Genomic DNA, 11658 nt, shown 5'->3' on the forward strand with positions numbered 1-11658 from the left:
GGCCTCCTCCCCCCGATGAAGTGGAACGCGTGGGGTGACCCCGCGGCGGCCAAGCCGCTCTCCGAGGGAATCCGGGCACTGCTGAAACAGGCGGTGGGAGTGGAGGATTCCGGTGCGGCCGAACTCGCACCCGACGCGGTGCGCGTGCGCCCGTCGGCGTTGTCACAGGCGCATCGCGAGGCGCTCGCCGAATTCGTCGGCGCCACCTACTGCCGCACCGACGACCGGGATCGACTGCTGCACGCCGGTGGCAAGTCCACGCTCGACCTGCTGCGCCGCAAGGACACCGGGGTGCAGGATGCGCCCGACGCCATCCTGCTGCCCGGCGACGAGGACGCCGTTGCCACGATCCTGCGCTACTGCTCCCACCACCGCATCGCCGTCGTTCCGTTCGGCGGCGGCACCAGCGTGGTCGGCGGGTTGGATCCCATTCGCGGCGAGTTCCAAGCCGTGGTGTCCCTCGACCTGCGCCGCCTCGACCGACTGATCTCGCTCGACGAAGTGTCCGGCCAGGCGGTGTTCGAAGCCGGCGTCACCGGGCCGGATGCGGAACGTTTGCTTGGCGCCCAGGGCTTTTCGCTCGGCCACTTCCCGCAGAGCTTCGAATACGCGACGATCGGCGGCTTCGCCGCGACGCGCTCGTCCGGGCAGGACTCGGCGGGCTACGGCCGGTTCAACGACATGGTGCGCGGCCTGCGCGTGATCACGCCGGTGGGCACCCTGGACCTGGGCCGCGCGCCCGAGTCCGCCGCGGGCCCTGACCTGCGTCAGCTGATGATCGGGTCGGAGGGCGTCTTCGGGGTCATCACCCGGGTGCGGCTGCGCGTGCACCGGGTGCCGGAGGCCGTCCGCTATGAGGCGTGGTCCTTCCCCGACTTCGAGACCGGCGCCGCGGCGCTGCGCGCCGTCACCCAGACGGCTACCGGCCCCACGGTCATCCGGCTTTCCGACGAGGCCGAGACCGGGGTCAATCTGGCCACCACCGAGTCGATCGGCGAAAGCCAGGTCACCGGTGGCTGCCTGGGCATCACGGTGTTCGAGGGCACCAAGGAACACGTCGAAAGCCGGCACGCCGAAACCAGCTCGCTGCTGGCGGCTCACGGCGGAACGTCGCTGGGTGAAGCGCCGGCGCGGGCGTGGGAGCACGGGCGGTTCGGTGCGCCGTATCTGCGCGACTCGCTGCTGTCGGCGGGCGCGCTGTGCGAGACGCTCGAGACGGCCACCGACTGGTCCAACATTCCCGCGCTCAAAGCCGCTGTGACGCACGCGCTTACCGATGCACTGTCCGCGAGCGGCACGCCCGCGCTGGTGATGTGCCACATCTCGCACGTTTACCCCACCGGCGCGTCGCTGTACTTCACCGTCGTCGCCGGGCAGCGCGGCAACCCGATCGAACAATGGCGGGCCGCCAAAAAGGCGGCGTGCGACGCGATCATGGCCACCGGCGGGACGATCACCCACCACCATGCGGTCGGCGCCGATCACCGGCCGTGGATGCGTGACGAGGTCGGCGAGCTCGGGGTGCATGTCCTGCGTGCGGTCAAGGCGACCCTGGACCCGGCCGGAATCCTCAACCCCGGCAAGCTGATTCCATGAGCCGGCGCGAGATCGCGAAGGTGATCGCGCTGACCAATCCGGTTTCGGGGCACGGCGCGGCGATCCGGGCGGCACAGCTGGCGATCGCTCGGCTGCACCACCGCGGCGTGGAGGTCGTCGAGATCATCGGCGACGACGCCCAGGACGCGCGCTATCTGGTCAGCGCGGCTCTGGACAAGGGCGCCGACGCCGTCATGGCGACCGGCGGCGACGGCGTCGTCTCCAACGCGCTGCAGGTGCTGGGGGGCACCGACGTCCCGTTGGGCATCGTCGCGGCGGGCACGGGCAACGACCACGCCCGGGAATTCGACCTTCCCACAAAGGATCCGGAAGCCGCGGCGGACATCGTCGCCGACGGCTGTACCGAAACCGTCGACCTGGGGAAGATTCGCGACAGCAACGGGCGCGAGAAATGGTTCGGCACGGTGGCCGCCACCGGATTCGACTCCCTGGTGACCGACCGGGCCAACCGGATGACCTGGCCGCACGGGCGGCTGCGCTACTACCTGGCGATGCTCGCCGAACTATCGCAACTGCGGCTCTTACCGTTTCGCATGGTGCTCGACGGGACGCGGGAGATCGATGACGACATCACGCTGGCGGCCTTCGGCAACACGCGCAGCTACGGCGGCGGCATGCTGATCTGCCCGCACGCCGATCCCACCGACGGCCTGCTCGACATCACTATGGTGCACTCGGCGTCGCGGACGAAGCTGGTCCGCCTGTTCCCCACCGTGATGAAGGGCACCCACATCGACCTCGACGAGGTGAGCACGACGCGGGCCAAGTCGATCCACGTCGAGTGCCCCGGGATCAACGTCTACGCCGACGGCGACTTCGCCTGCCCGCTGCCCGCGGAGATATCCGCGGTTCCGGGCGCGCTGCAGATCCTGCGCCGGGGCTGAGGGGCTAGCCGACGCCGCGGCTGAGCCAGGTCACCTCGCCGACCTCGCCGCCGTCGCGGTACGCCTCCAGGGCGTCGTCCCACGCCGTTCCGAGCACCGTGTCCAGCTCGGCGGCCAGGGTGTCGGCGCCCTGCGCCATCAGCGCCCGCAGCCGCATCTCCCCGACCATGACGTCGCCGTTGGCGCTCATCGACCCGCTCCACAGGCCGAGCTGTGGGGTGTGGCTGAACCGCTGGCCGTCCACTCCCGGGCTGGGGTCCTCGGTGACCTCGAACCGCAGCACCGACCAGGAGCGCAAGGCGTTGGCCAGCCTCGCGCCGGTGCCCACCGGCCCGACCCAGTTGGTGACCGCGCGCAATTGTCCGGGCATGGCCGGCTGCGGGGTCCACGTGAGGTTCGCCTTCGAACCGAGGGTCGACGACAACGCCCACTCGACATGCGGGCATACCGCCGCCGGCGAGGCGTGCACGTACACCACGCCAGTCGTCACGTCGGCGAATTGATTCGACGAACGCATTTCCTGCTCCTTCGGTTCCGCGAGGGACGTCTTCCCCAACGACCTGGCGGCACCTGGAAAGCAGGATTGCTAACTATTTTGTGTGTCGTGCGTGTCTATTGTGCCTTGTGATACCCGTGTTGCGCTAGTGTGCATTTTCCCTTAGGCGTATTCGGCCAGCACGGCGTCGGAAAGCGCAGGCCACGGCTGCCGCGCCCAGTCCCCGAAATCGCGGTTGGTGAGGGCCACCAGGGCCAGGTCGCGTGCGGGATCCGCCCAGATGAAGCCCCCCGCCTGGCCGAAATGGCCGTAGGTTCGCGGCGAGTTGCCCGCGCCCGTCCAGTGCGGCGATTTCGCGTCCCGGATCTCGAAGCCCAGCCCCCAGTCGTTGGGCCGCTGGACGCCGTAGCCGGGCAATACGCCGTCGAGGCCGGGAAACTGCACGGTCGTCGCCTCGGCGTGCAGCTCGGCCGAGACCGTCGCCGGTCGCAGCAGGTCGCCGGCGAAGGATGCCAGGTCGGTCACGGTCGACTTCGCCCCGAACCCGGCGGCCGCCGCGCCGCCGTCCAGCCGGGTGGCCGCCATGCCCAGGGGTTCGCACACGGCCTCGGCCAGGTAGCGGCCGAAGTCGATCCCCGACTCGCGCTCCACCGCCTGGGCCAGCACCGTGAAGCCGTGGTTGGAGTAGATGCGCCGCGCCCCGGGGGCGGCCAGCACGTGATCGTTGTGCATGGCCAGGCCCGACGCGTGCGCCAGCAGGTGCCGGATGGTGGCGCCCGGCGGCCCGGCGGCGGTGTCCAGGTCGACGACGCCCTCTTCGACGGCCACCTGCACGGCGCGCGCCACCAGCGGCTTGGTCACCGACGCCAGCTCGAAGACCCGCCCGGTGTCGCCGTGGCTGGCCAGTACCCCGCCGGGCCCAATCACCGCGGCGGCGGCGGCCTCGACCGGCCAGTCGTCCAGGGCGTCGAGGGCCGCCATCACTTGGAGGCGATGTAGTAGTTGTTGATCGGGTCGGACTCGATCTCCACCACTCGAACGTCGCCGAACCCGGCGTCGCCCAGCATCGCCGTGGCCAGCTGTGTCCCCCAGGCGGCGCCCAGACCGGCGCCGTCCAAGGCGAGCGACACCGTCATGCAGTGCATCAGCGAGGTGGTGTAGAGGTAGGTGCTCATCGGCACGCCGACGTTGTCCTCGAGCCGGCTGGACGCCTTGATGTCGGCCATCAGCAGGACGCCGCCGGGCCGCAGCGCGCGGTGGATGTTCTCCAGCACCCGCGCGGGCTGGGCCTGGTCGTGGATGGCGTCGAAGACGGTGATGAGGTCGTAGGCCTCGGCCTTGTCCAACTCAGCCAGGTTGTGGCTCTCGAAGGTCGCGTTCGCCAGGCCGAGGTCGGCGGCCTCGCGGGCACCGACGGCGATGGCCTCGTCGGAGAAGTCGATGCCGGTGAAGCGGCTGGCCGGGAACGCCCAGGCCATCACGTTGATCGCGTGGCCGCTCCCGCAGCCGAAGTCCGCCACGTCAGCTCCGCGGCGCAGGCGCTCGACGAGCCCGTCGACGAGCGACAGCACGACGTCGACCAACGCCTTGTCGTACACGACGCCGCTCTGCTCGGCCATCAGCGCGTGGAAGCGGGGGAACTCGCCGTAGTGCAGGCCGCCGCCGTCGCGGAAGCAGCCGATGATCTTCTGTTCGACCTCGGCGAGCTGCGGGACGAACAGGGCCACCAGGGCCAGGTTGTCCGGCCCGGCCGCCCGGGTCAGCACGGCGGCGCGGTGCGCGGGCAGCGAGTAGGTGGCGGTGGCGGCGTCGTAGTCGACGACGCGTCCGGTCGTCATGCCGGCCAACCACTCGCGCACGTAGCGCTCGTTGAGGCCGGCCGCTTCGGCGATCTGCGCGCTGCTGGACGGCGCCAATCCGGCCATCGTGTCCAGCAGACCGGTCTGGTGCCCGATGCTCAGCAGCAGGGTCAGGCTGGCGCCGTCGATGGCCGCGGCGATTCGTCCGGCGAATTCCTCAGCGGTCTCGGGTGCTCCGTTCATATGCGCCGCTCCTCCTCATCGCTTAGCTCTGCATCGTCACCGGCGCGCATGGTCAGCGACGGTACACCGTAGGTTGGTGGCCATGAGTCAGACAGTGCGCGGCGTGATTTCACGAAAAAAGGGCGAACCCGTCGAGCTGGTGGACATCGTCGTTCCGGACCCCGGACCCGGCGAGGCTCTGGTGGACGTCATCGCCTGCGGGGTGTGCCACACCGATTTGACCTACCGCGAGGGCGGCATCAACGACGAGTACCCCTTCCTGCTGGGCCACGAGGCCGCCGGCCGGGTCGAGGCGGTCGGGCCCGGGGTCACCGCGGTCGAGCCGGGCGACTTCGTGATCCTGAACTGGCGGGCCGTCTGCGGTCAGTGCCGGGCCTGCAAGCGCGGCCGCCCGCACCTGTGTTTCGACACCTTCAACGCGGCCCAGAAGATGACGCTGACCGACGGCACGGAGCTGACGCCCGCGCTGGGCATCGGGGCATTCGCCGACAAGACGCTGGTACACGCCGGCCAGTGCACCAAGGTCGATCCCGCCGCTGACCCGGCCGTCGCGGGCCTGCTCGGCTGCGGGCTGATGGCCGGCATCGGCGCGGCGATCAACACCGGCGCGGTGACCCGCGACGACACCGTCGCGGTGATCGGCTGCGGCGGCGTCGGCGATGCCGCGATCGCCGGCGCCGCGCTGGTCGGGGCCAGGCGCATCATCGCGGTCGACGTGGACGACACCAAGCTGGGCCTGGCCCGCACGTTCGGCGCCACCCACACCGTCAACGCCCGCGAGGCCGACGTCGTCGAGGCCATCCAGGACCTCACCGACGGGTTCGGGGTCAACGTCGCCATCGACGCCGTCGGCCGGCCCGAAACCTGGAAGCAGGCCTTCTACGCCCGTGACCTCGCGGGAACCGTTGTGCTGGTGGGAGTTCCGACGCCCGACATGAAGCTCGAGATGCCGCTGATCGACTTCTTCAGCCACGGCGGGTCGCTGAAGTCGTCGTGGTACGGCGACTGCCTGCCCGAGCGCGACTTTCCCACCCTGATCGACCTCTACCTGCAGGGCCGGCTGCCGCTGGAGAGGTTTGTCTCCGAGCGCATCGGCCTCGGAGACGTCGAGGAGGCGTTTCACAAGATGCACGGGGGCAAGGTGCTGCGGTCGGTGGTGATGCTCTGATGGTGAACATCGAGCGGGTGGTGACCCACGGCACGTTCGAATTGGACGGCGGCAGTTGGGAAGTCGACAACAACATCTGGCTGATCGGTGACAACTCCAACGTGGTGGTGTTCGACGCCGCGCACACGGCCGAGCCGATCATCGAGGCGGTGGATGGACGCCACGTGGTCGCGGTGGTGTGCACGCACGGCCACAACGACCACGTGACGGTCGCGCCGGAGCTGGGCAAGGCGCTCGACGCGCCGGTGCTGCTGCACCCGGCCGACGAGGTGCTCTGGCGAATGACGCATCCCGACAGCGACTTTCGCTCCATTTCCGACGGCGAGACGCTCACGATCGGCGGGACGGAGCTGCGCGCGCTGCATACGCCGGGCCACTCCCCGGGGTCGGTGTGCTGGTATTCGCACGACATGGGTGTGCTGTTCAGCGGGGACACCCTGTTCTCCGGCGGCCCGGGCGCGACCGGCCGCTCGTATTCGGATTTCCCGACCATCCTGCAGTCCATCTCCGAGCGGCTGGGCAAGCTGCCCGGCGAGACGGTGGTGCACACGGGCCATGGCGACAGCACCACGATCGGCGACGAGATCGTGCACTACGAGGAGTGGGTGGCCCGGGGTCACTGAGGTCGCGTCCGCGGGCGCCCCTCGAGGATCCGGCGCTTCGGCTGCTCATCCACGCCGTGTGGCGCTGCGGGCCGGGCGATGCCAGCGCACGAACCCTAGGACGAGGACGACGAAGGCCAGCACCGGTAGCCAATCGCCCATCCGTTGGTAGGGCGTGACGCGCGAACGCAGCGGCACGCTCACCACGGTCACGCCGCGAACGTTCGACGAGCACCACGCCAGCCGGTGGCCTTGCGCGTCGAAGGCCGAGCTGTCGCCGGACAATGCGGCGTGCACGGCCGGGCGGCCCGCCTCGACGGCGCGCACCGCCGGCTGCGCGGCCAGCTGCGGCTGCGCCCAACTCCCCTGGTATGACGACGTGGAGCTCTGATAGACCAACAGTTCCGCCCCCAGTTGCGCCTCCCGGCGGGCGAGGTCGGAGAACAGGGTCTCGTAGCTGACCAGCGGGCCGATCGCCACGGCGCCGGCGTGCAACACGACGGGCCCGGTCCCGCGCTGCCGGTCCTCGGCCGCGGCCCTGCTGTGGCGGGTGATCCAGCCGAAAAGCGGTCGCAGCGGCACGTATTCGCCGAACGGCACCAGCCGGGTCTTCTGATACGTGCCCAACGTTCCGCCCGGCCCGATGAGCACCGCCGACTTGTAGATCCCACCGCCGGGCGCGGGCGCGTCGACGTTGACCAACAGGTCCGCGCCCACCCGCCGGGACAATTCGGCAAGCCGCGCCACAACCTCCGGGTGGCTGGAGAGGTCGGATCCCACGCTGCTTTCCCCCCAGACCACCAAGTCCGGGCGCTGCCCCGCCACCGAAGCGGTGAGCCCCTCGCTTGCGGCCTGACGCGCGCCGGCATCGGCGATGTCGCCGGGCTGCACCAGCGCCACCCGCACCGTGCGACCGTCGGCGGGCGACGGGCCCAGGAAATACCAGGCCGGGCCGACCGCCGCGAGGCCCACCGCGCAGCCCAGTGCGACGAGCCGACCGAACACCTCGCGGTGCACGACAGCACCCACCAGAGCCGTATTGACCGCGGCCACAAGGAAACTCGTCAGCCATACCCCGCCCAACGACGCCGACGCCAGGGTGACGGGCTGCGCGGATTGGGACGCGCCCAGTGCCGCCCATGACCCACCGAGCGGCGGCCAGGACCGCACGGCGTCGGCCGCCACCCACGCGCTGGGCAACACCACCATGGCGGCGACCGTTCGGCCCAGTTCGGCCGGCGCGGACAGCAACCGATGCGCCAACCAGCCCCAGGGCAGCCAGAGCGCACCCAAGCCGGCGGCCATCACCGCCAGCAACGGGCCGACGAACGTCACCAGCCAGTAGTGCGTGGCCAGCATGTATCCGGCGACGCCGAACCAGGCCCGCACGGCCCCGTCCCATTCGGAAGGTGCGGCCCGCACCAACAGGAGCAGCGGCACCAGGCCGAACCAGGCCAGCCACCACCACGACGGCGCGGGAAAGGCAAGCGCCGGCAGCGTACCGAGGACCAACGCGGCCGCCCAGCCGCGGATGCGCTGTCGACGAGCCGACACAAAGAGCACACTATGACGGGGCGCACACACGAAGGGAGTGATTCGCATGGCCAACGATCTCGTCGCCACGGTGCCCGACCTGTCGGGCAAGCTGGCGATCGTCACCGGCGCCAACAGCGGCCTGGGCTTCGGCCTGGCCCGGCGGCTCGCGGCCGCCGGCGCCGACGTCGTCATGGCGATCCGCAATCGCGCCAAAGGCGAAAAGGCGATCGAAGAGATCCGCGCCACCGTGTCCGACGCCAAGCTGACCATCAAGTCGCTGGACCTGTCGTCGCTGGCCGCGGTCGCCGCGCTGGGCGAGCAGCTCAACGCCGAGGGCCGCCCCATCGACATCCTGATCAACAACGCCGGCGTCATGACGCCGCCCGAACGCGACACCACCGCCGACGGCTTCGAATTGCAGTTCGGCAGCAACCATCTCGGGCACTTCGCCCTCACCGGCCACCTGCTGCCGCTGCTGCGCGCCGCCGGCAAGGCGCGCGTCGTCACCCTGAGCAGCCTGGCGGCCCGGCAGAACGCCAAGATCCACTTCGACGATCCGCAGTTCGAGAAGTCCTACGCGGCGATGTCGGCCTACGGCCAGTCGAAGCTGGCGGTGTTGATGTTCGCCCTCGAGTTGGACCGGCGCAGCCGCGCGGCCGGCTGGGGCATCATGTCCAACGCCGCGCATCCCGGCCTGACCAAGACCAACCTGCAGATCGCCGGGCCCTCGCATGGCCGCGACAAGCCCTCGCTGATGGAACGGCTCTACAAGGCGTCCTGGCGGTTCACCCCGTTCCTGTGGCAGGAGATCGACGAGGGCATCCTTCCGGCGCTCTACGCCGCGGCCGCGCCGCACGCCCAGGGCGGCGCGTACTACGGGCCCCGCGGATTCTACGAGGCCGCCGGCGGTGGGGTCCGACCGGCCAAGGTGCCCGAGTGGGCCCGCAACGAGGCTGACTGCCAACGGCTTTGGGAGCTCTCCGAGCAGCTGACCGGCGTGAGCTACCCCACGTCCGGCTGACGACTATCGTTGGGCCATGCGGCCTGAACCTCGGATGCCCGAATCGAGCATTGTGGTCCGGCCCGAACCCGTGTACACGCAGTCGTCGCGGCTGCAGGCCGCCGGGCTGGCCACGGCCATCGCGTTGTTCGAGCGGGCCGCCGAGCAGGTGACGCTGCCCAAGCCTCCGCAGCCCATCGTCATCGCCGACTACGGCGCCGCCAACGGGCACAATTCGCTCAAGCCGCTGTGCGCGGCCATCACGGTGCTGCGTCGGCGGACCCGGCACGACCACGCAATCCTGGTGGCGCACACCGACATACCGGACAACGACTTCTCGGCGCTGTTCCACACCCTGTCCGACGACCCCGAGAGTTACCTGCACCTGGACGCGGCGACGTTCGCGTCGTCGATCGGCCGGTCCTTCTACGGCCAGATCGTGCCGTCACAGACGGTCAACCTCGGCTGGTCATCGTGGGCCACGCAGTGGCTGAGCACGATGCCGGGCGAGGTGCACGACCACGTGCACGTCGCCTACAGCACCGACGACACGGTGCACGCGGCCTACGCCGACCAGGCGGCCCTGGACTGGCACAACTTCGTGGCGTTCCGCGGCCGCGAACTGGCCCCCGACGGGCGGCTGGTGGTGATGACGATCGCCCTCGACGAGGACGGCACGCCGGGTTTCCCGACGCTGCTCGACGCGATGCTCGCGGCGCTGCGTGAGCACGTGCGCGACGGCCTGCTGCGCCAGGACGAGGCCCGGCGCATGACCATTCCCACATTTGCCCGCAGCGAGAAGGACTTTCGCGCGCCGTTCTCGCCCAGCGGACGCTTCGAAGGCCTGTCGATCGACGGTCTCGACTTGTTCACCGCCGAGGATCGATTCTGGGCCCGATTCCGGGTGGACCACGACGCCGAGGCCTTCGGGGCGCAGTGGGCGGCCTTCGCCCGCGCGGCGCTGTTCCCCGCCCTGGTGCGCGGGCTGGACGGCGGCGTCCGCGACGCGCGGGCCGGGGAGTTCGTCGACCAGCTCGAGCAGGCGGTCGCGGAGCGGCTGTCAAGCGCGCCCGAGCCGATGCGGATCCCGCTGGCGCTCGTCGAGCTGGTCAAGCGCGAACGATCGCGGCAGTGAGAGTTTCGACACAACGCCGCAACGGGTAACCCCCCGAACATCGCGACATGCGATTGCGAGGGGGTTTGATGCATGAGCGTCCAGGACGATAAATCGGCTGATCAAGACACCGATCAAAAGCTGACGGAAAAGCCGGAGCCGGACGAAGGCGACAAGAAGAAGGCCGCCGAGATGATGGAGGCCTACAAGGAAAAGCCCACCATCGTGCTGCCCGGCACCGGGGGAAGCGTGTCGGGGACCGCGGTCAACGAGTGGTTGGACGAGGACGGCAACCCCAGGCACGAAGTGCCCGAGGGTGCCGATTCCGACAGTCAGGCGAAGGCAGACGACTCGCGCGACGAGCAGGCTCTGCAGGACCAGATCGAGAAGGACAAGACCCTCAACGAGCACCTCAAAGAGGCCGCGAAGGCGGAGAACAAGGGCGAAAAGCGTTGACCTATCGGGTCGTTCCCAGCTGAGGGTCCAATTGGGGGATGCCGCTGATGCCCAAGTCTCCCCCAATGCCTTGAATGATCTGGTTGACCCGGTCCAGACCGGGGATGGGTTCGTTGAGTCCGGGGACCGCCGGAATGGGCGGGACCTCCGGTATCCGCGGGATCGCCTGACGCGGCGCGGCCGCCAGCGGCGGCGCCTGCTGCGGTTTGGCTGACGGGACGCTGGTCGACGGCGTCTCGGTGTTGGCGGGCGGGTTGGTGTCCGTGGTCGACGGGGCGGGAGCCTCTTCGGTGGGCGACGGCGGCTGGGCGGTCGCCGTGTGGGCGGGCGGCGCGGGAACCGGGCTGCTGGTCACGCCCGGCGCCGGCGTCGTCGCGGATTTGTTCGCCGAGGTCAGGCCGATCGTGAGGGCCGTCCCCACCAGCGCCACCGCCGCCGCCCCGCCGACGACCGCGGCCAGGACCGGCAGCCGGAACAGGCGGCCCTTGCGCTTGGCGGCCGCGGGCTCGTCGGTGGTCTCTTCGCCGGCGGGGGCGGGCGTGACCTGCGGCTGCTTGCCGGTCAGCGACCAGGCCCGCACGGGAGCCGCGCCGGTGATCGCCGCCGACGGAGCGGCCTGCGCCGTCGCGGTCGCCTCCGGCGGACGGGTTCCCCGGACGCCGGGCGCCGGCGCGGTCGCCGTGACGGGCGCGGCGGGCGCCGAAGCCGACACCGAAGCCGCCGTCGCCGCCGCGGACACCTCG

At 70.4% G+C, this 11658-nt stretch carries 11 protein-coding genes and 1 pseudogene; 7 read left to right on the top strand and 5 right to left on the bottom strand.

Annotation, left to right across the window (positions count from 1 at the left end):
• Window positions 1-15 precede the first annotated feature (15 nt).
• Together A5692_RS04390 and A5692_RS04395 are read left to right on the top strand one after the other, a co-directional pair.
• A complete protein-coding gene (locus A5692_RS04390; protein ID WP_068052673.1) occupies window positions 16-1596 on the top strand; it encodes an FAD-binding oxidoreductase in 1581 nt (526 codons plus the stop codon).
• Complete coding sequence (locus A5692_RS04395) at window positions 1593-2501, top strand: diacylglycerol kinase (RefSeq protein ID WP_068052618.1); 909 nt, start codon at window positions 1593-1595, stop codon at window positions 2499-2501. Before A5692_RS04390 ends, A5692_RS04395 begins: the two co-directional genes overlap by 4 nt.
• 4 nt (window positions 2502-2505) lie before the next feature.
• Here A5692_RS04395 and A5692_RS04400 read toward each other — a convergent pair whose 3' ends face one another.
• The 3 genes from A5692_RS04400 to A5692_RS04410 form a co-directional block, all read right to left on the bottom strand.
• Window positions 2506-3018, bottom strand: a complete 513-nt coding sequence (locus A5692_RS04400; RefSeq protein ID WP_068052621.1) for a DUF3145 domain-containing protein — start codon at window positions 3016-3018, stop codon at window positions 2506-2508.
• A 141-nt stretch (window positions 3019-3159) separates the two neighbouring features.
• The gene (locus A5692_RS04405; protein WP_068052624.1) at window positions 3160-3978 is read right to left on the bottom strand and encodes a serine hydrolase; all 819 of its coding nucleotides are present in this window, start codon (window positions 3976-3978) and stop codon (window positions 3160-3162) included.
• Window positions 3978-5039: a class I SAM-dependent methyltransferase gene (locus A5692_RS04410; protein WP_068052628.1), complete on the bottom strand. Its 1062-nt coding sequence runs from the start codon at window positions 5037-5039 to the stop codon at window positions 3978-3980. Before A5692_RS04410 ends, A5692_RS04405 begins: the two co-directional genes overlap by 1 nt.
• An 82-nt stretch (window positions 5040-5121) precedes the next feature.
• Between A5692_RS04410 and A5692_RS04415 the strand changes: the two genes are divergently transcribed.
• Window positions 5122-6207 carry an S-(hydroxymethyl)mycothiol dehydrogenase gene (locus tag A5692_RS04415; RefSeq protein ID WP_068052631.1) on the top strand — a complete coding sequence of 362 codons (1086 nt, stop codon included), beginning with the start codon at window positions 5122-5124 and terminating at the stop codon, window positions 6205-6207.
• Window positions 6207-6830: an MBL fold metallo-hydrolase gene (locus tag A5692_RS04420; protein ID WP_068052634.1), complete on the top strand. Its 624-nt coding sequence runs from the start codon at window positions 6207-6209 to the stop codon at window positions 6828-6830. Before A5692_RS04415 ends, A5692_RS04420 begins: the two co-directional genes overlap by 1 nt.
• A gap of 45 nt (window positions 6831-6875) precedes the next feature.
• Here the strand turns inward: A5692_RS04420 and lnt are convergent, their stop codons facing one another.
• Window positions 6876-8411 (bottom strand): apolipoprotein N-acyltransferase, encoded by a 1536-nt coding sequence (gene lnt / locus A5692_RS04425; RefSeq protein WP_082962354.1) that lies wholly within the window; start codon window positions 8409-8411, stop codon window positions 6876-6878.
• On the opposite strand from lnt, the gene A5692_RS04430 reads away from it, so the two are divergent.
• The 3 genes from A5692_RS04430 to A5692_RS04440 all read left to right on the top strand — a co-directional run bounded on the left by A5692_RS04430 (window position 8410) and on the right by A5692_RS04440 (window position 10915).
• A complete protein-coding gene (locus A5692_RS04430) occupies window positions 8410-9366 on the top strand; it encodes an SDR family oxidoreductase (protein WP_068052639.1) in 957 nt (318 codons plus the stop codon). The two genes, lnt and A5692_RS04430, sit on opposite strands and share 2 nt — an antisense overlap.
• A gap of 16 nt (window positions 9367-9382) precedes the next feature.
• Window positions 9383-10480 (top strand): SAM-dependent methyltransferase, encoded by a 1098-nt coding sequence (locus A5692_RS04435; protein WP_068052642.1) that lies wholly within the window; start codon window positions 9383-9385, stop codon window positions 10478-10480.
• Between the two features lie 72 nt (window positions 10481-10552).
• Window positions 10553-10915: a hypothetical protein gene (locus A5692_RS04440; protein ID WP_068052646.1), complete on the top strand. Its 363-nt coding sequence runs from the start codon at window positions 10553-10555 to the stop codon at window positions 10913-10915.
• Between the two features lies 1 nt (window position 10916).
• Here the strand turns inward: A5692_RS04440 and A5692_RS04445 are convergent.
• A pseudogene (locus tag A5692_RS04445) lies at window positions 10917-11658 on the bottom strand (hypothetical protein); the annotation flags it as partial.

Origin of the sequence: Mycobacterium sp. E342 (genome assembly GCF_001667665.1) — a bacterium.
In the GTDB taxonomy this organism is placed as follows: Bacteria; Actinomycetota; Actinomycetes; order Mycobacteriales; family Mycobacteriaceae; genus Mycobacterium.

What these genes read in the sequence shown, in the direction of transcription:
- A5692_RS04390 (WP_068052673.1), top strand. Translation starts at nt 16, where the DNA reads ATGAAGTGGAACGCGTGGGGTGACCCCGCGGCGGCCAAGCCGCTCTCC.
- A5692_RS04395 (WP_068052618.1), top strand. Translation starts at nt 1,593, where the DNA reads ATGAGCCGGCGCGAGATCGCGAAGGTGATCGCGCTGACCAATCCGGTT.
- A5692_RS04400 (WP_068052621.1), bottom strand. Translation starts at nt 3,018, where the DNA reads ATGCGTTCGTCGAATCAATTCGCCGACGTGACGACTGGCGTGGTGTAC.
- A5692_RS04405 (WP_068052624.1), bottom strand. Translation starts at nt 3,978, where the DNA reads ATGGCGGCCCTCGACGCCCTGGACGACTGGCCGGTCGAGGCCGCCGCC.
- A5692_RS04410 (WP_068052628.1), bottom strand. Translation starts at nt 5,039, where the DNA reads ATGAACGGAGCACCCGAGACCGCTGAGGAATTCGCCGGACGAATCGCC.
- A5692_RS04415 (WP_068052631.1), top strand. Translation starts at nt 5,122, where the DNA reads ATGAGTCAGACAGTGCGCGGCGTGATTTCACGAAAAAAGGGCGAACCC.
- A5692_RS04420 (WP_068052634.1), top strand. Translation starts at nt 6,207, where the DNA reads ATGGTGAACATCGAGCGGGTGGTGACCCACGGCACGTTCGAATTGGAC.
- A5692_RS04430 (WP_068052639.1), top strand. Translation starts at nt 8,410, where the DNA reads ATGGCCAACGATCTCGTCGCCACGGTGCCCGACCTGTCGGGCAAGCTG.
- lnt (WP_082962354.1), bottom strand. Translation starts at nt 8,411, where the DNA reads ATGCGAATCACTCCCTTCGTGTGTGCGCCCCGTCATAGTGTGCTCTTT.
- A5692_RS04435 (WP_068052642.1), top strand. Translation starts at nt 9,383, where the DNA reads ATGCGGCCTGAACCTCGGATGCCCGAATCGAGCATTGTGGTCCGGCCC.
- A5692_RS04440 (WP_068052646.1), top strand. Translation starts at nt 10,553, where the DNA reads ATGAGCGTCCAGGACGATAAATCGGCTGATCAAGACACCGATCAAAAG.